The 21,526-nt window shown below is 66.7% G+C and carries 21 protein-coding genes, 1 tRNA gene and 1 pseudogene; 11 read left to right on the top strand and 12 right to left on the bottom strand.

Annotation, left to right across the window (positions count from 1 at the left end; all coding sequences use genetic code 11):
* Positions 1-91: 91 nt before the first annotated feature.
* Positions 92-2,044: a bifunctional copper resistance protein CopD/cytochrome c oxidase assembly protein gene (locus tag ACZ7GX_RS43570; protein ID WP_498786407.1), complete on the bottom strand. Its 1,953-nt coding sequence runs from the start codon at positions 2,042-2,044 to the stop codon at positions 92-94.
* A 79-nt stretch (positions 2,045-2,123) separates the two neighbouring features.
* Between ACZ7GX_RS43570 and ACZ7GX_RS43565 the strand changes: the two genes are divergently transcribed.
* Positions 2,124-2,690, top strand: a complete 567-nt coding sequence (locus ACZ7GX_RS43565; RefSeq protein ID WP_498786405.1) for a DUF3558 family protein — start codon at positions 2,124-2,126, stop codon at positions 2,688-2,690.
* A 262-nt stretch (positions 2,691-2,952) separates the two neighbouring features.
* Here the strand turns inward: ACZ7GX_RS43565 and ACZ7GX_RS43560 are convergent.
* Positions 2,953-3,780: pseudogene (locus ACZ7GX_RS43560) on the bottom strand (MFS transporter); the annotation flags it as partial.
* A gap of 138 nt (positions 3,781-3,918) precedes the next feature.
* On the opposite strand from ACZ7GX_RS43560, the gene ACZ7GX_RS43555 reads away from it, so the two are divergent.
* From ACZ7GX_RS43555 to ACZ7GX_RS43545, 3 genes are all read left to right on the top strand, one after another.
* Positions 3,919-4,974, top strand: coding sequence for a LacI family DNA-binding transcriptional regulator (locus tag ACZ7GX_RS43555; RefSeq protein WP_498786403.1), 1,056 nt, complete (start codon positions 3,919-3,921; stop codon positions 4,972-4,974).
* A 125-nt stretch (positions 4,975-5,099) separates the two neighbouring features.
* Positions 5,100-5,172 (top strand) — tRNA-Arg (locus ACZ7GX_RS43550).
* 112 nt (positions 5,173-5,284) lie between these two features.
* Entirely contained in the window at positions 5,285-6,865 is a 1,581-nt protein-coding gene (locus ACZ7GX_RS43545) for a tyrosine-type recombinase/integrase (protein ID WP_498786401.1), read from the top strand.
* 1 nt (position 6,866) lies between these two features.
* Here the strand turns inward: ACZ7GX_RS43545 and ACZ7GX_RS43540 are convergent, their stop codons facing one another.
* Positions 6,867-7,547, bottom strand: coding sequence for an NUDIX hydrolase (locus ACZ7GX_RS43540; RefSeq protein WP_498786399.1), 681 nt, complete (start codon positions 7,545-7,547; stop codon positions 6,867-6,869).
* A 503-nt stretch (positions 7,548-8,050) separates the two neighbouring features.
* On the opposite strand from ACZ7GX_RS43540, the gene ACZ7GX_RS43535 reads away from it, so the two are divergent.
* Both ACZ7GX_RS43535 and ACZ7GX_RS43530 read left to right on the top strand, forming a co-directional pair.
* Positions 8,051-8,485, top strand: coding sequence for a hypothetical protein (locus ACZ7GX_RS43535; RefSeq protein ID WP_498786397.1), 435 nt, complete (start codon positions 8,051-8,053; stop codon positions 8,483-8,485).
* A gap of 133 nt (positions 8,486-8,618) precedes the next feature.
* The gene (locus ACZ7GX_RS43530) at positions 8,619-9,032 is read left to right on the top strand and encodes a hypothetical protein (RefSeq protein WP_498786395.1); all 414 of its coding nucleotides are present in this window, start codon (positions 8,619-8,621) and stop codon (positions 9,030-9,032) included.
* A 242-nt stretch (positions 9,033-9,274) separates the two neighbouring features.
* On the opposite strand, the gene ACZ7GX_RS43525 is transcribed toward ACZ7GX_RS43530, so the two are convergent.
* Genes ACZ7GX_RS43525 through ACZ7GX_RS43505 form a run of 5 tightly spaced genes read right to left on the bottom strand, consistent with a single transcriptional unit; the run spans position 9,275 to position 13,158 of the window.
* Complete coding sequence (locus ACZ7GX_RS43525; RefSeq protein ID WP_498786393.1) at positions 9,275-11,410, bottom strand: cell division protein FtsK; 2,136 nt, start codon at positions 11,408-11,410, stop codon at positions 9,275-9,277.
* The gene (locus tag ACZ7GX_RS43520) at positions 11,407-12,198 is read right to left on the bottom strand and encodes a hypothetical protein (protein ID WP_498786409.1); all 792 of its coding nucleotides are present in this window, start codon (positions 12,196-12,198) and stop codon (positions 11,407-11,409) included. The genes ACZ7GX_RS43525 and ACZ7GX_RS43520 overlap by 4 nt, the downstream gene beginning before the upstream one ends.
* A 14-nt stretch (positions 12,199-12,212) precedes the next feature.
* Entirely contained in the window at positions 12,213-12,542 is a 330-nt protein-coding gene (locus ACZ7GX_RS43515) for a hypothetical protein (protein WP_498786391.1), read from the bottom strand.
* A complete protein-coding gene (locus tag ACZ7GX_RS43510; RefSeq protein ID WP_498786389.1) occupies positions 12,539-12,883 on the bottom strand; it encodes a WhiB family transcriptional regulator in 345 nt (114 codons plus the stop codon). Before ACZ7GX_RS43510 ends, ACZ7GX_RS43515 begins: the two co-directional genes overlap by 4 nt.
* Entirely contained in the window at positions 12,880-13,158 is a 279-nt protein-coding gene (locus tag ACZ7GX_RS43505; RefSeq protein WP_498786387.1) for a helix-turn-helix domain-containing protein, read from the bottom strand. The genes ACZ7GX_RS43510 and ACZ7GX_RS43505 overlap by 4 nt, the downstream gene beginning before the upstream one ends.
* 164 nt (positions 13,159-13,322) lie before the next feature.
* On the opposite strand from ACZ7GX_RS43505, the gene ACZ7GX_RS43500 reads away from it, so the two are divergent.
* From ACZ7GX_RS43500 to ACZ7GX_RS43490, 3 genes are all read left to right on the top strand, one after another.
* Positions 13,323-13,751 (top strand): helix-turn-helix domain-containing protein, encoded by a 429-nt coding sequence (locus ACZ7GX_RS43500; RefSeq protein WP_498786385.1) that lies wholly within the window; start codon positions 13,323-13,325, stop codon positions 13,749-13,751.
* A gap of 245 nt (positions 13,752-13,996) precedes the next feature.
* Positions 13,997-14,563 (top strand): NUDIX hydrolase, encoded by a 567-nt coding sequence (locus ACZ7GX_RS43495; protein WP_498786383.1) that lies wholly within the window; start codon positions 13,997-13,999, stop codon positions 14,561-14,563.
* On the top strand, positions 14,556-14,969 hold the full coding sequence (locus ACZ7GX_RS43490) for an NUDIX hydrolase (RefSeq protein WP_498786381.1): 414 nt from the start codon (positions 14,556-14,558) through the stop codon (positions 14,967-14,969). The genes ACZ7GX_RS43495 and ACZ7GX_RS43490 overlap by 8 nt, the downstream gene beginning before the upstream one ends.
* A gap of 10 nt (positions 14,970-14,979) precedes the next feature.
* Here ACZ7GX_RS43490 and ACZ7GX_RS43485 read toward each other — a convergent pair whose 3' ends face one another.
* Together ACZ7GX_RS43485 and ACZ7GX_RS43480 are read right to left on the bottom strand one after the other, a co-directional pair.
* On the bottom strand, positions 14,980-15,411 hold the full coding sequence (locus ACZ7GX_RS43485; RefSeq protein WP_498786379.1) for a hypothetical protein: 432 nt from the start codon (positions 15,409-15,411) through the stop codon (positions 14,980-14,982).
* 179 nt (positions 15,412-15,590) lie between these two features.
* A complete protein-coding gene (locus ACZ7GX_RS43480) occupies positions 15,591-16,799 on the bottom strand; it encodes an AAA family ATPase (RefSeq protein WP_498786377.1) in 1,209 nt (402 codons plus the stop codon).
* 708 nt (positions 16,800-17,507) lie between these two features.
* On the opposite strand from ACZ7GX_RS43480, the gene ACZ7GX_RS43475 reads away from it, so the two are divergent.
* Positions 17,508-18,080 carry a dienelactone hydrolase family protein gene (locus tag ACZ7GX_RS43475; RefSeq protein WP_498786375.1) on the top strand — a complete coding sequence of 191 codons (573 nt, stop codon included), beginning with the start codon at positions 17,508-17,510 and terminating at the stop codon, positions 18,078-18,080.
* Between the two features lie 117 nt (positions 18,081-18,197).
* Here ACZ7GX_RS43475 and ACZ7GX_RS43470 read toward each other — a convergent pair whose 3' ends face one another.
* Together ACZ7GX_RS43470 and ACZ7GX_RS43465 are read right to left on the bottom strand one after the other, a co-directional pair.
* Positions 18,198-18,998 (bottom strand): SAM-dependent methyltransferase, encoded by an 801-nt coding sequence (locus ACZ7GX_RS43470; protein ID WP_498786373.1) that lies wholly within the window; start codon positions 18,996-18,998, stop codon positions 18,198-18,200.
* Between the two features lie 23 nt (positions 18,999-19,021).
* Complete coding sequence (locus ACZ7GX_RS43465) at positions 19,022-19,504, bottom strand: SgcJ/EcaC family oxidoreductase (protein WP_498786371.1); 483 nt, start codon at positions 19,502-19,504, stop codon at positions 19,022-19,024.
* A 326-nt stretch (positions 19,505-19,830) separates the two neighbouring features.
* Here ACZ7GX_RS43465 and ACZ7GX_RS43460 point away from each other — a divergent pair, with 326 nt between their 5' ends.
* Positions 19,831-21,399 carry a GMC family oxidoreductase gene (locus ACZ7GX_RS43460; RefSeq protein ID WP_498786369.1) on the top strand — a complete coding sequence of 523 codons (1,569 nt, stop codon included), beginning with the start codon at positions 19,831-19,833 and terminating at the stop codon, positions 21,397-21,399.
* Positions 21,400-21,526: the final 127 nt, after the last annotated feature.

Raw genomic sequence — 21,526 nt, 5'->3', positions numbered from 1 at the left:
CATGAGCAAGCTCATCAGGGGTCACCGGGACATGAAACCGCCCAGCCCGCCCCGGTGCCCCCCCGACACGCCGAAACCTAACAAAGCACTACTAGTCCTTCCCCGACATCTTGCGCAGCATCGCGTTGTACGCGGCCAGGTCCGCGTCACCGTCCGCGTCCGCCCGCCGGTCCGCCCGGCGGGCGTCGCGGCTGTCCGACCTGGCCCACTGCACCAGCAACGCCACCATCACCACGATCAGCGGCAGCTCGCCGGCCGCCCACGCGATGCCGCCGCCCAGCCGCTGGTCCTCCAGCTGCGACGTCACCCACGGCAGGCCCAACGACCGGTAGAAGTTGTCGCCGATCACGGTCTGCGAGCTCATCAGCACGATGCCGAAGAACGCGTGGAACGGGATCGAGGCGAACAGCAGGCCCAGCCGTCCCAGCGGCGGCAGCCGGTTCGGCGCCGGGTCGATGCCGATCACCGGCCAGTAGAAGACGTAGCCGACCAGGATGAAGTGGGCGTTCATCGCCAGGTGCGCCCAGTGGTAGTCCAGCGCGGCGTCGAACAGCCCGGAGAAGTACAAGCCGTAGAACGAGCCGACGAACAGCGCCAACGCCACGAACGGGTTCGTCAGCACCTTCGCCACCGGCGAGTGCACGAACGCCAGCAGCCACTCCCGCGGCCCCGGCGGGTTGCCCTTGCCCGCCGTCGGCAGCGCCCGCATCGCCAACGTCACCGGACCGCCGAGCACGAGCAGGATCGGCGCCAGCATGGACAGCAGCATGTGCGCTTCCATGTGGATGCTGAACATCGCGGGCGCGTACCGGCCCACGCCCGACGACGTGGCGAACACCACGGTCAGGCAGCCCGCGACCCACGCGACCGTGCGACCGACCGGCCACGCGTCACCGCGCTTGCGCAGCCGCCGCACCCCGAGCAGGTACAGCACGCCGAGGGCGATGAAGATCGCGCCGAAGACCAGGTCGAACCGCCAGTCGAACAGCAGCCGCGACCACGTCGGCGCGCCGGCCAGGTCGTAGCCGATGCGCAGCTCCACGGTGCTGGGCAGCGCGCGGCCCTCCATCGGCGGGGGCGTCCGGCTCAGCGCGGCGGCCAGGCCGAGGGTGAGGAACATCAAGAGCACTTCGATGCCCGCGAGCTTCACCAGCGAACGCCCGGCGCCCGTGGCCACGACTTCCTTCACGCTCTTCTCGCGCTGGAAGTACCCCACGACACCCAGGACGACCAGCGCGAGCGTCTTGCCGAGCACCAGCAGGCCGTACTCGCTGCCGAACAGCTGGCTCAACGGCAGCCGCACCCACGCGTTGACCACGCCGGACACCGCCATCACGAGCCAGCAGACCAGCGCCAGCCTGGAGAACCGCGTCGTCGCCGTCCCGAGGTGGTCGCCGCCCCGCCGGCCGTGCGCCAGCAGCGCGATCAGGCCGCCGACCCACAACGCCGCCCCGATCAGGTGGTACAGCAGGCTGTTCGTGGCCACGTCGTGCGAGCCGCCGCCGGACGAGTGCCCCGTCACGGCCACCGGGATCAGGGCGAACACCGACAGGAAGAACAGCGGCACGGTCCAGCCCCACGACAGCACCAACCGGCAGCCCAGCGCCAGCAGCGCCACGATCACCGCCGTGATCATCCAGGCCTTCGACTGCTCCACCAGCCCGGCCACCTGGAACAGCACCGACGGCTCCAGCAGCGCCGTCACCGGCTGCCCCAACGCGTCGGCCACCGTGAACGGCACCGACAGCACCGCGCCCAACGTCCACACCAACGCCGCCCAGCCCGCCGTGCGCACGGCGGCGTAACCGTCGGCGGCCAGCGTGCCGCTCTCCTGCGGTGGCACCAGGAACGCCGCCAGCAGCAGCGACCCGACGGTCACCACGGCGGCCGCCTCGGTCAGCACGCGCACCACGATCAACCCGGACGCGTCACCCCCGGTGAGGACGAGCAGCGCCGCCGCGACCACCGCGGCTATCGTCGTGCCGACGATCAACAACGGGATGAGACCGGTCCGCCGGGTGCGGGAAGGCGCGTCAGTGGGCACGTGACGAGCGTAGGCGGCGCGACCGCACCACCACCAACCGCCGGACGTGCGCAGATCACACCCACTACCGTTGCCGGACGTGACCAGTTCTCGCACGGCGCTCGTGATGGCCCTCGCCTTGCTCCTGTCGGCGGGGTGCAGCTACTCCGTCAACGGGGACGCGTTGCCCCAGGCCGGGGTCACACCCACGACGTCGGCCGAACCCGCGGACGGCCCCAAGATCGCCAAGCCGCGCACGGTCGTCGGCGTCGAGCCGTGCTCGCTGCTCACCGCGGCCGACCTGAAGTCCATCGGGCCGTACAAGAAGGACCCGGCGCGCAAGGACGACGTGATCCAGGAGTCGTGCCAGTACGTGCTCGACGACGGCTCGCAGGCCGGGCGGACCGTGGTCGCCGCGCTCTACCAGAAGTACGAGCAGGTGCGGACGCGGCAGTCCAAGGGCCGCGAGGTGGTCGTGGAGGGGCACTCCACGTGGACGCTGTGCGAGCTGAGCGGCGGTGAGATGGCGTGCACCGCGACCCTGGCGGTGAACGCCAACCGCAGCGTCCTGGTGGCGATGGCGCAGGCGGGCGGCGTGCCCGAGCAGATGCTGGCCGGGATGCAGCCGCTGCTCAAGGCCGCGTTGAACCGGCTTCCGATCGCCTGAGCTCACGGGCGCGCGACCGGCGCGCCAGCGCCACGGCGGGCACCATCAGCGCGATCACGAACGCCACGAAACCCAGCGAGATCGACAGGTTGCTGGCGTGCGCGATACCGCCGACGACGGGCGGTCCGAGCAGGAAACCGGTGTAGGCGACCGTCGTGACCAGGCCGATCTCGCGCTCACCGCCCGTGCCGTCGGCGCGCCTGCCCGCGTCACCGGCCAGGTCCATGATCACCGGGAACGCGAACGCGAGGCCAAGGCCCACGAGGGCGAACCCCACGTAACCGACCGCGGGCGACACCACCAGCACGGCCAGCGCCAACCCCGCCGCCGCGACCACCGCGCCCGCCGCGAGCAGCCGGTACGGGCCGACCCGGCGTTGCGCGGGCTCGCCGAACAGGCGGGCGGTGGCCATGGCGACGGAGAACCCGGCGTACGCGGCAGCGGCGGCGGCCTCGCTCACACCCCGTTCGTTGACGAAGAACAGCGCCGACCAGTCCGACGCCGCGCCCTCGGCGATGGCGGAGAACAGGGTGATCGTCGCGAGCAGCCACAGCAGCGGTCGCTTGAGGACCGGGCGGTCGCCCTCGGCCGTGCCGGCGGTCTCGCCGGACGCCTCCGCGGTCGTGTCCGGCACGGACCTGATCACCCACGCCATCGCGACCGCGCCGATCACCGCCACGACGACCAGGTGCCGGGGCAGGCCCCAGCCGACGGCCGCCGCGGCGGCCGCGCCCAGCGAGCCCACCAGGCCGCCGACGCTGAAGCCCGCGTGGAACTGCGGCATCAGCGGCCGGTCCAGGCTCCGGGTGACGGCCACGGCGGCGACGTTCATGCCGACGTCCAGCGACGCGCCGCACGAGCCGAGCACGAACAGGACCAGGCCCAACTGGAAAGGCGTCTCGGTCAGCGTGAGGGAGGGCACGGCCACGACCGTGACCGCCGCGCCGGCGAGGATCAGCTTCCGCGCGCCCACCCGTGCGCAGATCCTGGCCGCGAACGGCGCCGTCAGCGCCAGGCCGATGCTCGCGCCGACCAGCGCGAGGCCGAGCGTGGCCTCGGTGGCGCCCACCTGCGCCGCCAACGCGGGCATGCGTGCGGCCCAGGACAGGAACAGCGCCCCGTTGAACAGGAACACCGCGAAGACGGCGACGCGTGGTGTGGGCATGCGTCCGAGTGTGAACTAGAGCGCTTCAGAACGTCCAACCGATTACCTGGTTACGCTCATCACGTGGACCGCCCTCGGAAGCCGACGCTCGACACGGTGGCCGGCGTGGTCGGCGTGTCGCGCGCCACGGTGTCGAACGCCTACAACCGGCCGGACCAGCTGTCCGCCGCGTTGCGCGAGCGGATCCTGGAGACGGCGGCGTCCATCGGGTACGCGGGACCGGATCCGGTGGCGCGCAGCCTCGCGACCCGGCACAGCGCGGCCGTCGGGTTCATGCTGGGGCAGGGACTGTCGGCGTCGTTCGCCGACGCGGCGCTGTCGATCGTGCTGGACGGACTGGCTTCGACCGTGGACGGACACGACCACTGCCTGGTGCTGATGCCGGGGCGGGACAAGGGCGGACCGCGACCGGAGACCGTGACGCGGGCTCAGGCGGACGTCGTGGTGGCCTACTCGCTGCCCGACGACGCGCCCGCGTTGGCGGCGGTGCGGGCGCGAGGGCTGCCGTTGGTGGTGATCGACCAGCCCGTGCTGCCGGACACCGCGCGGGTCGAGGTGGACGACTTCGGCGGGGCGCGGCTGGCGGCGTCGTCGCTGTGGGAGGCGGGGCACCGGAGGTTCGGCGTGGTGACGTTCGCGCTGCACCCGGACGGGCACAGCGGCCCGGTGACGCCCGCGCGGCTGGCTTCGACGTCGTTCCGGGTGACTCGGGACCGGTTGCACGGGTACCTCGACGTGACGGGTGCGGACACCCCGGTCTGGGAGTGCACCCGGAGCAACCGCGAACTGGGCCGTGCGGGCGCCCGTGCCCTGCTCTCGACCTCACCGCGGCCGACCGCGTTGCTGTGCGCTTCGGACGAGCTGGCGTTCGGCGCGCTCCAGGCGGTGCGCGACCTGGGCCTGCGCGTGCCGGCCGACGTGTCGGTCGTGGGCTTCGACGACGTGCCCGCCGCCGAACACGCAGACCCACCGTTGACTACGGTGCGTCAACCCCTGGCTGACAAGGGCAGGCACGCGGGTGAACTGGCCCTGCGACTGCTCGACGGCGGCAGACCAGGCGAGCCGACAAGACTGCCGGTTTCCCTCGTTCCGCGCGACTCGACGGCCCCGCCGAAGTGATCCACATCACTTTTTGGCCATCTTAATCACCTTCCCGCGCCTGGAAGGAAACGCGACGAGTCTTCCGGACGATGTGTCCGGTGGGGCGGCTACGCTGCTACAGCGCGTGGTCAACAGCCCCTCCAGCCTCCGTAGCTCAGTGGAGAGAGCGAGGGACTTCTAATCCCGAGGTCGCAGGTTCGAATCCTGCCGGGGGCGCTGGATCGTCAAGCCCCTGACCTGCATGGACAGGTCAGGGGCTAGGAACTCAGTTGATCTTAGTGACGTTCCGTGGTGCCGCATGTGGTGCGAGCGGTCGTAGACTCGCACCATGACGGCCTCCAAGACACGCTCTGAGCGCCGCAAGCGCGGCCAGATCGAGACGCTGCCCAGCGGATCGCTGCGCGTCAGCGTCTACGCAGGTGTGGACCAGTTGACGGGTCAGCGCAACTACCTCAAGGAACTCGTCCCCCACGGCACCCCGAACGCCGAGCGCGAGGCCGAGAAGGTGCTCACACGCCTGCTCAACCAGGTGGACGAGCAGCGCAACCCGCGCACGAAGGTGAACGTCGACACGCTCATGGGCCGGTACCTCGACGGCCTGAACGTCGACAAGAGCACCCTCATCGGCTACCAGCGGTTGATCCGCAACCACATCCGGCCACTGCTCGGCGGGTTGCAGGTCGCCAAGCTCGACGGCGAGACGATCGAGTCGTTCTACTCGATCCTCAAGCAGTGTTCGGCCCACTGCGGCGGCAAGGGCAAGTTCATCGAGCACCGCAAGAAGGGCGACCACGAGTGCACTGACAAGTGCAAGCCCCACGAGTGCAAGGGCTTGTCCGCCTCGACCATCCGCAAAGTCCACGCCTGCTTGAGCGGTGCTCTCGCGATGGCCATGCGGTGGAGGTGGATCTCCGTCAACCCGCTCGATCAAGCCAAGCAACCGGCTGCCCCCAAAGCGAAGCCGAACCCGCCTTCCCCTGAGCAAGCCGCCGTCATCGTCAACGATGCGTTCCAAGACCTCCCGTGGGGAATGCTGGTCTGGTTGGCCATGACCACGGGTGCTCGTCGCGGTGAACTCTGCGGCCTTCGACTGAATCAGCTCCACTTGGACAAAGCGCTGCTGGAAGTCAAAACCAGCATCGGCCAAGAGGGCGCGGACACTTGGGAGAAGGACACCAAGGATCACCAGCAACGCCGGATCGCGCTGGACGAGACCACGGTGAGTCTTCTGCGCATCTACCTACAGCGGTGCGAAAGCCTCGCTGCGGAGATGGGTCGGAAAGTCAACCCGAAGGGCTACCTGTTCTCGACCTCGATGGACCACAGCGCACATCTGAAGCCGGACTCCGTTTCCCAGCGGTACTCGCGCATGTGCAAGCGACTCCACATCGACAGCCACCTCCACGAGTTGCGCCACTACAGCGCGACGGAGCTGATCAGCGCCGGCGTGGACCCGCGCACCGTGGCCGGTCGCCTCGGACACGGCGGTGGTGGTGCCACGACCCTGCGTGTCTACACGGCGTGGCTCTCAGAGGCCGATCAGCGGGCCGCAGGCACGCTGTCTGGTCGGATGCCCGCCGCGCCCATCGTCGTGGACGAGAGCGGCCGTACCGTCACGCGGCTTGAGCCGAAAATCACCGGACCGTACCAGAAGATCGCAGCGGACCTTCGCGGTGCTATCGCCTGCGGTGCGCTCCGTCCCGGCGACATGCTCCCCACCGTTGTCGAACTAAAGGCCCGCTACGGCGTTTCAGTGGGTACCGCGAACCGAGCAGTTGCCGAGTTGAAGGCTGATGGTCTGGTTTCGGCGAGTCGCGGCAAGCGAGCGGTCGTGCTCGACCCGACCAAGCCGACTCCCGATCACTCCGCCGAAGTCGTGGAACTACACGCCGACCGGAAAGCAAGGTAAGTCATACCGCAGATAGTTCGAGCGCGTCGAGCACTGGCCGGTAGATTTGACCGGCAGGGATCAGCCGCTCCAACTCGTCACGCCCTACCCACCTGACGTCTGCGTTCTCAAACTCGTCCGCGTTCTCCGCATTACCCGCCACGTAGTCACAGAGAACGTAGTCGCAAAGTACGTTGGTGATCGGGTGAAGTCGGCTGCCTAGTTCATCACGTACGGCGCAATGAACACCGGTTTCGCCCAGCGTTTCGCGCACCGCCACGACCTCCGGCGTAGCACCTGGCTTCACCATTCCAGCCGGGAACTGCCACGCCCGATCAGCCTGCTCGCTTCGCCTGCGAACCAAGAGCACCTCAGAACCTTTGACGACGACAGCAATGACAACCCGAAGCGGTTGACTATCGCGTTGGGAACGGCGAAGGTCTGGCCGACTGAGCAAGTCTTCGATGCTCGTGCGGAAGATCGCTTCGAGGAGTCGGGCCGTGGACGGCAGGACGCGAACCGGTCGGCCGTCTTTGCGCGTGCCGGCAGCGAGCCGCTGAAGGTGGCGTGTGCTGAGCGTTCCGACCTCACCATGCTGCCTCGCGAACGTCTCGGCGTACTCGGCGAACTCCTCGAAGGTCATCCTTCGCGCCCTGATCTGCTGCTCCAGGACCGTGCGGCTCTGCGAACCGGTCACCGGCATGGCCAAGCCTCCCCGCCATCTCGTGCGCCACGCGTGTCGTCACCGTGTCGTGCGCAGGTCATGTTCTCGACCCACGGGTCAATATCAGACTTGATTTCATTCTGACACAAGCCGCCTAACGGTGGCTTCCCGCGCCGGCCGGTGACGGCTCTGACACCTCCGTGAGCCGACACCGGACTTCAAAGCAAGGGGATGACGTGGCACAGACGGACAACGAGGTCGGCGGAGCGTGAGCCGCCGCGATGGAGCTATGGGGAATAGCCCTCACAGTGATCGCAATCGCCTGCCTCACGGCGGCGTTCCTAGAGTGGCTACGGGGAGGGTCATGACCCTCGACCCGCGAACGTTCATGGCGGATCTGACGTGGGTGAACACCGAGATGGCGTCCTACATCTTCGCCTCGATAGGGGCGGACGACAGGTGGCCGGACGCGGTGTTCCCACCAGACCGTGAAGCGGTGCTCGGCGATCGGATGGTGTCCCTGGGCAAGGCACTTCAAGACCGTGCCCGTCAACGCCTCCTACCTATCGACGCCGTACGTCCGGCTGAGCCGACAGAGCACCCAGGCAACGAAGTGGCTGGTCAGATCCACGATGAGCAAGGGGAAGGAAGCCATGACGGTGACGCTGGTGGATGACGAACACAACGGGAAGACCGTCTCGCTGTTCGATGATCCGAAGATCGTCGGTGAGGTTCAGGAGTTGGTGGACGATCAGGCTCCGCGTGTGTTCGCGGTGGTGCAGGAGACGTTCGGGCCTCCGGAGGACTTGCAGATTGTGGCGTGGGGGATGACCACCACAGCGGGTGTGGAGGTGATCAGCGTTCACGGTGGGACGCGGATGGGTCTCCAGTCGGCGGAGAGCGCGCTGATGTTCTACCGGGCCGGTGGGCGTGCGGTTCCCCGGATCTTCTGGGTCGGGGGCAGGGATGGGGAGTAACGGGCTGGAGACCGCGCTGGAGTGCGTCGGGCGTGGGTGGCCGGTGGTTCCCGGTGCGTTGTGGATCGATGACACCTACGTCGATCCCGTGACGAGCACCGATTGTGAGGCGTTGGCTCTGTCGTCTCCGGCCATGGCGACGCTGAACCCGGCGGAGGTTCGGCGGCTGTGGCCGGTGCTGGAGGAGGACGTCACGCGGTCGGCGTTGGCGGTGCTCGGGGCGCTGATGACCGCTGTGGTGGTGGAGCCTGAGCCGGCGCGGCGGGTGGTCGAGTCGGAGCCGTTCCGGGTGGCACCGACGCCGGTGGTGATGCTGCCGGTGCCGACTCTGGGTCTGATGATCGAGTCGGCGGTGTTCGTGGTGTCGTCGGCGGAGGGGTTGGACGAGAAGTTGGTCTTCCCTTCGGGCGCGATGCTGCCGCTGCCGCCCGCTGTGGTGGAGGGGTACGAGGTGCGGTGGCTGGTGCCGCCGGCGGAGTGTGACGGGCTGTTGAGCGGTTCGGAGTTGGCGGACCTGTTGGCGTTGGCGTCTTCCAACCGTCGTTGACCGCGCCCTGACGGTTGGGCATGGGGTGCCGGACGCCTCCCCCGGCACCTGTGGGACGGGACGGCCGTGTGCGAACCATTCACCAGGATGGGCCGCACACGGCCGTTTCGCGTGTCTGGGACGGGTTCCCCGTCCCATGTCCCACTCGTCACAAGAGCTTGTTTGCGCTGGTGAGGGCCTGTCCAGAGCGCGTCACAGCCGGTGGGACGGGGTCACCGGTGTGGGACGGGTTCGGTGACGGGTCAGTGGTCATCCTCGATCACCTCTCCCTCCACGATCGAGCCGTCTCGGACGGCGGTGAGTGCGGCGCGGATGTCGGCGACGAGGTAGCCGCGTACCTGCCGAACACCGTCGTCGGTGACGATGCGGTCGCGGGTCGATCGGCACCCGAACTCGCCCATGCGCAGACCGAACGCGGTCGGTTCGACGTCCAACGCGGTCACGAGTTCCGCTGTGGGCACGAAGTTCCGTCCACCGGGCTGGAGGTCGTCGCTCAGGTAGTCCACAACGGACGCCAGTGGTTCGGGCACCTCCACTTCTGCGGTGCGTTCGGCGATCGTCCCGACTGCTTTGGCCACTGCGGCGTGGTCGAGCATGGGCCGGTTGTCCTGTCCGTCCGCGTGGCCGGTCAGCGTTCCCTCTGTCTCCCGGAGCGCGCGTCCACGGGCGCAGATCGCGCGCCAGTCTTCGTTGGGCATGTAGTAGGTGCGGACGGTGGTGGCGAGTACGTCGGCTCCTGCGGTGGTCTCTCCATCCGGTCGGAGGATGCCCACGCCCTTGTGCGTGGCCAGTAGCCGACTGCTGTCGTAGCCGCGTGTGTTCATCTGCTCGCCCAACACGATATTGCTGTCACGCCAGTCCATGACCCGCAGCGCGAACCGTGACCCGAGAACCGCACGCAGGTTGCTCGGGATGGTCTTGCTGTCCGGTCGCTGGGTCGCCAACACGAGCACGATCCCGGCGGCCGGCCCCTTGCGCGCGAGCCATGTCAGCAGCTCACCCACGTACTCACCTGCGGTCAGCTTCTTCTCCTGCACCTCCAACGGTGTCCGGTCCTCCAACGGGATCTGGACTTCGTCGATGAAGATCGCAGTCACCGGCATCCCGAGACCCGGGTCACGGGACATGGCGGGCGTGATCTTCGATTCCGGGCATATCTCGTCGTCCAGGTCCTGCATCCGCCGGTAGCGACCCTGCACCTCCGCAACGAGTTCCACGAGCCAGTCCACGAGCGCCAGGACGTGCGCGGGCTCGTCGCCGGCCATGAACCGGTGCGCGACCCGCGCTGCCGCGTACCAGTCCTTACCGGCCTTGAAGTCGGCCACGTAGAGCCGTGTGTGAGGGTCCAGGATCAGCCCCGCGGCTGCCAACCGCGTCGCGAACGTCTTGCCCTGCCTAGGAATCGCACCCACGAGCAACGACGTCCACACCAACGGCAAGTCCACCCGCCGCTGCCGCGCATCGCGACCGAACGGCACCGGCCGCCACGCATCCCACCGCTCCACCGTGAGCAACGGCGTCCGCAGCGGAGGCGAGCCGTACGGGTCCTCATCGGCCACCCAGAGCGCGACCCTGCCCGCGTGGCCACCGTTGCCACGCACGCGCTCCACGATGAGCTGCACCTCGTCCACCGCCAGCGCCGAAGCCAACGCTTCCCGGTTCTTGACCACGTCGGCGGCCTTGCGGGTCGCGGGCAGGTCAACCGTGACCGCCCACCCGTCACCCTGCCGCGTCGCGCGCTCGACCAGCCGTAGGGACTCGTCCTTGCCGATCAGCTTCGCGTCACGGAACGCGTCCACGAGCACCTGCGGGTCCATCGTCCACGTGAGCGTCCGTGGTCCGGCCAACACCGGTTTGCGGCCTGGTGAGCCGTCCTTGCGGCGACCGAGCACCGCCAACCCAACCGCGACCACTCCGCCACCGGTCCACAGCACCCGGTGCCCGTAGACGAGATCGAGCACCGCGACCACCACGCCAGTAGCGGCGAGGGTGGCGCCGGTGACCTTCCATCGGAACAGCCCGAGTGCCCGGATGTCGGTGAACTTGTCCGCCAACTTCTCCGACCGCTCCGCAGCCTCCCGATAGTCGGCGACACGCACCCACGACCGCCACCACCGCAGCGCGACCACGAGCCCGCGCACGACCGCGCTGACGAACCGGAACGGTGACCGCAGCACCGTCACCACGAGATCCTTGACGGCCTGGAACGCGAGCCGCCGCGACTTCAGCACGGCTGGCACACGCGGTGAACGCTGCCACCACTCCACCACCCGACGCGCCCACGACCGCCGTTCGTTCACGAACTCACCGTCAAGGACGGCGTTCACCAGCTCCCCACGTGAAGCCTGCACCGGGAGCGAACCCTTCTCGCCGTTCACGACGGCTCACCCCGCTCCACCTCACGTGCCAGCGTGGCCGCCAGACGTGACGACAACCCACGCGAGCACCCGGTGACCTCACGGACCCACGCGGGTGTCACTGTGGTCTCTGGTGTCCACGCTGCCCGTGCGTTCGCCAGGTACTCACCGAACGACGTCCGCCCGCCCGTGCGCCTGCTCCTGGTGCTCGTGCGCGGCTTCGGTTCATGAACGGTCACCGGTGTGCGCTGGTCGGCTTCGGTGAACGCTGCCGACACCGCCTCGGTCAGCTTGTCGCGAAGATCGGTGACGGCCTCCGCCGCGACGAACACCACCAGCGGCGGGACCGAGTGCAGCACGATCCCCGACAGCGACCCGGCCGCGTAGGACGCCCAGGTGTTCATGACGTAGGTGGCCGCGAGCGTGAACCACTTCGCCCGCCGCACCCACGGCCCCGTGCGCACCCGGTACCGCGCGGTCACCTGCTCCGCCCGCAGGATCGCCAGCAGCACGAGCGACACCGTGGGATCGAGCAGCCACGCGGCCAACCACGGCAGCGACCACACCGCCGCGTCACCAGCGGCGAAGTGCTGGACGTTGGTCATCGTGAACCCCAGACCGAGCACGATCCCCGACCAACACAACCGGTCCACCTGCGCCCGCACCCGCTCCACCCGCAACGCGACCACGTCCGGCCGTGCCTGGTGCGCCCGCAACTCCGCCGCCTCGGAAGCCTCCCGCGCGAGCCTCGCCGCCGTGTCCTCCTCCGGCGCGGCGGGTGGCCGCCCGAAGGCGACCACCCTCCCCACACCCTTCGGTGTGCTCACCGTCGATCACCCCTGCGACGCGGACCGTCCACCGCAGTCACCGTCAGCGCCCTGGTGAGCGTGTAGGCCGAGAACAACGCCGGCAGACCCAGCACCACCCACAGCAACGTGGAGTCACGTCCGTAGGTGATCACCAACCACTGCACACCCACGATGACGCCGGCCGTCACGAGCACCCGACCCGTGAGCGACAACAACCAGGCACCGGCACGCGCCGTGCCCGCCGCAGCCCTGGCCCTACGCGAGCCGGCCCGCCACACCATCACCAGCGCCAACAGCACACCGACACCGGCAAGCACCTGCGTAACCGTCAGATCGATCGTCATGACGACGGCCCACCCATCCGGCCACGCCGCGCCCTCCACACCGGGTACAGGGCACGCCGCTCCTCCTCGGACAGCCCACCCCACACACCGACCGTGTCAGCACCGGCCGTACGCAGCTCCAGTTCCAAGCACGCACGTCGCACCGGGCACTCAGCGCACAACCGGGCAGCCAACTCCCGGTCGGTCAACTCCTCCCCGTCCCATCCGGGCACCTCATCGGCCGGCACCAACCACAGACACCGGCCGTCCAGCGTGACGATCTCCCACAACACCTCGTCCGGCACCGCCGCGAACCGGTCAAGGTCCGCCGCGATCACCTCGAAGTAGTTCTCCGGGTTCACCACGAGGCACCCCCGACCTTCTGGTTGAACTCGCGGGTAGCTCGCCGCTGAGCAGCGATCTGAGCGGGGTCGACCAGTCCCCCACTCGTAGCCGCTTGCTTCAAGAGCTGGTCAAGGGCGATGGCTGGCACCACGTACCGCGTCCGCAGCCGAACGGCTGGGAAGTCACCCTCACGGATCACTCGGTAGAGCGTGGAAGGCGCGACGCGCAGAATCCGCGCCGCCTCTCGGACTGTGTAGAACGCCGGTTTGGCGCTCTCAGGCTTGTCACTCACAGCAAGACCCCTTGTGTCGAACGTCTAATTTCAGTCGCGTTCGCGGGTCAATTTCATCCCGCCAAGGCACAGCAAGGGCCAAAACCGCTGGACACTGCGTGTTCGGAGGTCAGCGGAATTGCACCGCGCTACGCTCGCCTTTCAGGCGGAGCGCGGAGGAGCACTTGACCGGGGACTGGGCGGCGGTCGCACAAGCGATCAACCAGCGCATGGCCGAACTGGACATCAGCCAGCGCGAACTCACTGACCGCTCGGGTGTGTCCAAGGCGATCGTCGGCGAACTCCAGAACAACAGCACGCAGCGCCGAAGAAGCCGCCGGACGCTCGAAGCGCTCTCGACAGCGCTCGACTGGCATCAAGGCCACCTGACCGCCGTATTGGCAGGTCACCTGCCTCCGCGGCAAGGCGAACCAACGCCCCGCGGCGACGACGACATCCCCGGCCGACTGGCAGTCATCGAGCACCAGCTCCGCGAGATCCGCCAGCAACTCGACACCGTCGAGACGCTCAGCGACCGAGTCGATCAGCTCAGCGAGAACGTGACAAAAATGCTCGCCTTCGTGGAGTCGAACCTCAACCGACCGAGCCGCTAAGGGGAACTGATGGCTGCTGCTTCTCATGCCAAGAAGTCAACGCCGAGCAGCCCTCACCAACCATGCACAACCAGTGCAGTTCCACTGCACAACCAATGCACTTCCAGTGCACTTCGCCACCGCGAAGGCCCAGGTCAATGGACATAGTGCGCCAGTGGACCGGCCGAACAGCCTGTGTGCTCCAAGCAGCGCTGCGGGAGACAAACGAATCCTTCGCCGCCCGGCTAGGTATTTCACCTCGAGCAGTGGCTACCTGGCACGAGAAGCCGACGCTCAAACCAAGGGCTGAAGTTCAGCAGATCCTCGATCGCGTCCTAGAGACTGCAACGGACGTCGAGCGCGCTCGGTTTGCAACGCTATTGGCTACCGACACTGGCGCATCACGTCAATCGACCGGCCCTGACGCACCGATTCACGCTCTTCGCGTCGCAATCGCGATAGTTCTAAAAGGCGACGAGGTCTTGATTGTGCAGCGGCGCAATGAAGACCATAATAGTATTTCATGGCAGTTTCCAGCCGGAATGGTGAAACCTGGCGTATCACCGGAGACCGTAGCTGTACGAGAAACGCTCGCAGAGACTGGAGTACATTGCACGATTATTCGTAACCTGGGAAGTCGACTACATCCCATCACCAACGTGTACTGTGACTATCTGCTTTGCGACTACCTGGGCGGTGATGCGCAGAACCTGGACGTGGTGGAGAACGTCAGCGTCACGTGGACCACTAGTGATCGACTGACTCGTTTTATCCCGATCGGTCGCATTTTCCCGCCTGTAATGGAAGCCATTAAGGAGCTAACCGGTGAATGACGCAGCATCCGAACCCGCACGTCCTGCAATTGCAGCAGCAGTCATCACACAACACGGCTGCGTACTGATGGTTAGGCGGCGCGTATCGGAAGGCAGCCTCTCATGGCAATTTCCTGCAGGCGAAGTCGAACCAGGAGAACACGCTACTGATGCAGCCGTGCGCGAAACCCAGGAGGAAACAGGGATTACTGTCGAGGCCAAGAACATACTCGGCGAGCGTATCCATCCGAAGACCGGACGAACGATGGTCTATGTTGCTTGTACCGTCATCGATGGTGAAGCAACCATCACTGACGAGGAAGAACTCGACGAGTTGGCGTGGGTCACGCCGCAGCAGGTGCCACAGTACGTTCCCTATGGCCTATTCGAACCTGTGCAGAAGTACCTCGATACTGTCCTTGGCTGAGATCATGGCACTAACGTCGCGAGTCGAGCAACTCGGCCAACTCACGTACACGTTGCATGCATCGAGCTAGGCTTGGCGAGCATTCTGCAGCCAGTACCGGATCCCAGTCGCGTGCACCAAAATTGCGAATATCGGAGGCATAGGTGGGCCCTATAGAAGCACCGCTTCCCCGCCTAGGCACCAACCCCTCTCTAATGTCCCGTTTACGCGACTGACGCGCAAGCTTGATCACAACCTCCTTCGGATCGCGCAATGTATCGGGATCGCGTGGAATTTTGGCCATAGATACTCCCAAAAATTCGGCGAAGTTCTCTCTATCGGCCAGGAGCCAGGATTCGACTTCTACGACGGCAACTCGAAAAAGGAACATATTTTCCACAGGAGCCCGCAGCCACTCTTTCCTTAGATTATCAGGACAGACTGCCGGGTCATCCAGATCCACGACTACGAACCAAGGCGCTTGACGTGCCGCCTTGTTGTACTTCTCTACATTCTGGCGAATGTAATCCTTTCCTCTCCTACCTGTAATTATGCCGGGCGCGAGGCCGCAAGCCCGGAGAATGGCCGTAACAGCACCTTCGTCTGACGACCCTTCCACAACGACTGAAACACCCGTCACATTCAGCTCCCAAAAAACGAGAGTTGCTCCACGCGCTCGGGAGCCGTCGCACTTTTCAAGATATCACCCAGCGGAAGGCCCGCTTCCCGCATTCCTCTTAGATCATGATGATCAGCCAGCAACTGCACCGTCGTTCCTTCATTTTTAGGCTGCAGGAGCAGAACTTCGTCATTCCCAATGCCCTCATCGTTGATGATCTCTGGAGAATGAGAACTAACAAAGATCTGCCGATTATTGCGACGCTGAACACGCGCAAACATCTGCGGGATGTGACGGACAACCTCTGGGTGCAACGACAACTCGGGTTCCTCAAGCAGTAGAGGCCCAGCCGATTCCGTCACTGACCACAGTAGGCCGAGAAGCCTCAAGGTGCCGTCAGAAAAATGCTCCTCATTCTGCCATGCGCCTTGTGAGCGCCAATGGCGGTACTTTCCACGCAGGTGCGGAACACCTCGAATGTCTTGCTCCAAGGCAAGAGTCTCCAACTGAGGGACTGCAACCTTGAGCGCATCGACGATCCGCTTAAGACGGCTTTGCTGTGTTTTCTTCGAGGTCCGCGCAATCTGTTCAAGGAAGTCACCACCGAACGGATCGTTCTTTTTCCCAACGGAGCGATCCGGCTCTCGCACCAATTGAGGTACGATATGCATGTACCTGACGCTCGCAAAAAAATCGGCTATTATGCGGAATTCTCGGTTAACATTTACTTGCTCGAGGTAGGTTTGCCGAAGTCGCTCGTGATCGTTATCATCCTCAACATTTGGCCGATCAAGCTTAGTCACACCTCGATGCATGACTACTTCACGAGCGATCTCAGGCCGTCGTTGATTGTTTTGCTTGAAGGTCAGTTCGTACGTCCATTCGTTCGGTATTTGATCATTCCCGAGACTCGCACGAATCGTGACGGCTGGATAGCGCCGCGCAGCCAATGACCGTATCATTTTCACGCCACCTCGACGTGCAATAGCCGCTTCGAACCCACCTCCTACAGATACCATCTCCGCCAAGAAGCGAAAGCTGTCCAGCAAATTGGACTTCCCAGAGGCATTAGGCCCTACAAGGAACATCCGTTGCTGCAGAGCAACATCGAGGTGCGAGAAATTTCTCCAGTTCGAAAGAGACAGATGCGTGAATCGCAAGCTCCGTCGATCCAACGCCTCCAAAGGCTCGTTTTCTGTTTGATCTGCTGTTGATGCAACGTCATTCTTCACGGATCGTTCTCGCTTATCGTCAGTCACCGATATACACGCCCCGCCGCTCCGCTAGTGCCAAGACACCCGACCCGATCGCTCCTGCGGTTGAAAGAACCCACTCTAAGCTCAAGGACGCACCTTCGCTAGCCGTAACGCCGAGGTTTCCATCGGCACAGCTCGCCGTAAGCTTCAGAGCCGCCGAGGAGGAAAGCCGTAATCATGCGATGTCCGACATCGACTGGCGATGACATACCCTCAGAAATCAGCGCGTCGGCAACAGCCACGGCAGTCAAGCCCTTGGTGGGCGATCGCTCGTCGACTCAGCACTTGCGCATCGTGGTGCGGGTTGTGGTGCGAACTGGTGCGAACTCCTGGAACGCGGACCCAGTAGGCACCTCGCACCATCTCAAAATGCCTGGTAGACGTCATGTAGCTTCGCCAAAGAGACACTTCTAATCCCGAGGTCGCAGGTTCGAATCCTGCCGGGGGCGCAGCAGTGCAGGTGAGGACGTTGGGGCCGGTCTCCGGTCAAGATCGGCCCACGTCAAACCCAGGTGATTCACTTCTCCGGTCGGAGACCGCCGAGGCGGCGGCCGCCGCCTGGTCGGCAGGTCCGCGGAGGAGGTGGCGTCTTGCTGACGCCGGTGAGCCGCCCGAGTAGTCCGCCGGTCGACGATCATGGTTGGGTCGAGTGGTCTCGTCGGCTAGGACAGCAGAGGGTTCGCCATGATCCACGACGTCGTGTTGTTCCACTCGGTCCTCGGGCGGCGGCCCAGTGTCCTCCAGTGGGCGGAGGACCTGAGGGCCGCGGGACACCGGGTGCACACGCCCGACCTGTTCGACGGTGAGACGTATGACGACATCGACGACGGCATGCGGAAGGTCGAGGCGTTGGGGGCGCGACTGCGGGAGCGGACGCTCGCGGCCGTGGCCGGGTTGCCGTCGGGGATCGTGGTCGCGGGCTTCTCGATGGGGGCCGCGGTGGCGGTGGACGTGGCGACCTTGGTGCCCGGGGTGCGGGCGGCGGTGCTCATGAACAGCGTGCCGGTGCCGGACGGGCCGTGGCCGGACGGGGTGCCGGCACAGCTGCACTTCACCGAGGGGGACCCGTGGGTCGGTCCGACCGATCTTGAACGGTTCCGCGCGGCGGCTGAACGGGCTGGTGCGGCGCTAGACGTGCACGTCTACCCCGGCGGCAAGCACATGTTCGGCGACGCGGACTACCCCGAGTACGAGCCGGAGCCGGCCGAGCTCATGCGCGTCCGGGTCCTCGACTTCCTGGCCCGGATCGGCGAGTAGGCCGCGTTCGCGAGGTGAGGCGCACCACGGCTATCCGATCACGATGGTCGCCCGGCACGTGGCGGACGGCGCGAAGGGTCCGAGGGGCGTGCCCCCTCGGACCCCACGACAGTCCTTTTAGGACAGGCGCGCGACACCGCCGTACATCCGGCGCACGGACTCGCCCTGCTCGACTCCGGGCTGCCACCGGCCGACGGGGACGAGGCCCGGCGCGGTGAGGGTGAAGCCGTCGAACAGCTTCTCGATCTCGGGGAGATCGCGGAACACCATCGGGGCCGTGGCGTTCTTGTAGCTGTCCTCCATCTTCGCCCGTTCCTCGGCGGGCGAGTCGTGGGTGCTCAGGTGCGACAGCGCGAGGTAGGAGCCCGGCGCCATCCGGTCGCGGAAGGCCGCCACCAGCTCGCCCGGCCGCTCGCTGTCCTTCACGAAGTGGAAGACGGCGATGAGCAGGACCGCCACCGGCTTCGAGAAGTCGATGACCTCGGCGGTCTCCGGGTGGTCCAGGATCGCCTGCGGGTCGCGCAGGTCCGCGGTGATGATCCGGGTGAGCTTCCGGTCTTCCTCGGACAGCAGGGTCTGCCCGTGGGCCGCGACGATCGGGTCGTTGTCCACGTAGACGACCCGCGCGTCGGGCACCGCACGGCGGGCGACCTGGTGCGTGTTCTCCTGGCTCGGCAGTCCCGCGCCGACGTCGATGAACTGGGTGATGCCGCAGTCCTCGGCGAGGTGGCGCACCACGCGGCCGAGGAAGTTGCGGTTCTCCCACACCACGTCGCGGGTGAGGCGCTCCCCGACCTTGGCGATCACCTGCTCCGCGGCGGCCCGGTCGATCTCGAAGTTGTTGTCGCCGTGCAGGAAGTAGTCGTACATGCGTGCCGGTGACGGCCGGTCGAGGGAGAGGTGGTCGTCAGTGGGCATCGGAACTCCTTGCACTAGGGGGGTCAGCCCTTGACGGGGCTGCTCTGGTGTGAGACGAGCCGCAACTTGCCCGGCGCCTCCCGGAGGATCACCCAGGTGGACCGGAGCTCGTGCTCCGGCGCGATGTCGGTGGCACCCGCGAACACCACCCCGCCGCCGGTGGTGAGCAGGGCGACGTCGTCGGCGATGAAGTCCAGCGACAGCGCCCAGCCGCGCACGCGCGAACCCTTGAACACGCCGGCGAAACCGGCCGTCAGGTACTCGCGGATCTCCTCCCGGCCGCACAGCTGGTCGTCGCCGATCAGCTCGCTGCCGTTCTCGGTGAAGATGTCGGCGAAGGCGTCGGCGTCGTTGGCGGCCCAGGCCGCCTGGATCCGCAGCGGCACGGTGAGGACGGCCTTCTGCGCCGGGCTGGTGAAGGCGCCGTAGTAGTCGGGGTCGTCGGCCACGCCCGCTTCGGCGAGGATCTCGGCCGCGTCACCCCAGGAACTCGCACTCGTGGTCATCTGGTCACCGCCGCAGGTCGTGCCCGCACCACGCGGGCTTTCCAGGAGCCGACGAGCCGTCGCCCGCCGTCGTGCCGCACCGCGATCCACGTCCTCACCCGCGGACCGCACGACGTCAACCGCCGTCGGCGAACCCGCGGGCACCATGGGATCTCCGTCCGTACAAGCACCGATCCCATCGTCCTCCGCCTGCGCGCGCCGTCGCATCTCCGGACTTGCGAAATGCCCGCTGCCGCGGTCGAAAGTCGGTCACAACTTCGGCAATTACGGAGACGCCGGCGTCTCGTGGCCTGGTCCATGCTGGGTTTTCACCCAAGGAGGAGTGGATGTACGACTACGTGATCGTCGGCGCCGGCTCGGCGGGATGCGTCCTCGCCGCTCGGCTGAGCGAGGATCCCAATGTCACCGTGTGCCTGGTCGAAGCCGGGCCGGCCGACAAGTCCCAGAACATCCCGGTGCCTGCCGCCTTCGGCAAGCTGCTCCGCACTAACCTCGACTGGGACTACAGCACCCACGAAGAACCACAGCTGAACCGCCGCCGGATCTACTTACCCCGCGGGAGGGTGCTCGGCGGGACGAGCTCCATCAACACGATGATCTACATCAGGGGCAACCGGCTGGACTTCGACGAGTGGGGCCAGCCCGGCTGGAGCTACGCCGACCTGCTGCCGTACTTCATCAAGTCCGAGGACAACGAGCGCGGCGCGTCGCCCTACCACGGGGTCGGCGGTCCGCTCTCGGTCGCGGACAACCGGGCGCGCAACGCGATGTCGACGGCGTTCATCGACGCCGCCGTCGAGGCGGGCCACCCGGCGAACGACGACTTCAACGGCGACTCCCAGGACGGGTTCGGCTACTTCCAGCTGACCCAGCGCGACGGCAGCCGGGCCAGCACGGCCAGCGCGTACCTGCACCCGGCCCTGTCGCGGCCGAACCTCACGGTGGAGACCAACCTGCAGGTCCACCGGGTGCTGGTGGAGAACGGCCGGGCGACCGGCGTGGTCGGCGAGCGGCTCGACGAGCAGGTGACGATCCGCGCCGAGCGCGAGGTGATCCTCTCCGGCGGCGCGTACAACTCGCCGCAACTGCTGATGCTGTCCGGCATCGGGCCCGCGTCGCTGCTCAGCGCGCTGGGAGTGCCCGTGGTGGTCGACTCGCCCCAGGTCGGCCAGAACCTGCAGGACCACGCGCTCATCCCGCTGATCTACGCCCACGAACACCCGATCAGCATGCTCGCCGCGGCCACACCGGAGAACTTCGAGCTCTACGCGAACGAGCACACCGGACCCCTGACCTCGAACGGGCCGGAGGCGGGCGGCTTCGTGCGCACCAAGGCGAACCTCGCCGCACCGGACGTGGAGTTCCTGTGCGCGCCGGTCATGTTCGCCGACAGCGGCCTCGGCACGCCGACGCACCACGCGCTGTCCTACGGCCCGTCGATGCTCAGCCCGGTCAGCCGGGGCAGCGTCACGCTGGCCTCGGACGTCCCGACGGCCAAGCCCAAGATCGTGCACAACTACTACGCCGAGGAGGCGGACCTGGACAACGCGGTCGATGCGCTGCGGATCGGCCTCGACATCGCCCGCCAGGACGCGCTGGCGCGCTACACCGGCACGCCGTACCTGGTGCCCGACTCGGACTCCGACGCGGACCTGCGCGCCTTCGCCCGCCAGTACACCCACTCGATCTTCCACCCGTCCTCGACGTGCGCGATGGGCGAGGTCGTCGACGCGGAACTGCGGGTGATGGGCGTGGACGGGCTGCGCGTGGTGGACGCCTCGGTGATGCCGAAGGTCGTCCGGGGCAACCCCAACGCCCCGGTGATCGCGGTGGCCGAGAAGGCCGCCGACCTCATCGCCGGTGCGCTGCCGCACCGCGTCGAGACGGCGGCCTGACCCGAGCGGACCCCGTGGTGGGGGGGGGGGGGGGGGGGGGGGGGGGGGGGGGGGAGGGGCGGAGGGGGGGGGGGGGGGGGGGAGGGGGGGGGGGGGTTGGCGGCGACAGGGGGTGGTGGGCGGCATG

The organism is Actinosynnema sp. NPDC037264, from assembly GCF_055603705.1.
The sequence above is the reverse complement of the archived record's forward strand: the minus strand, read 5'-3'. Positions and strand labels throughout refer to the sequence as shown.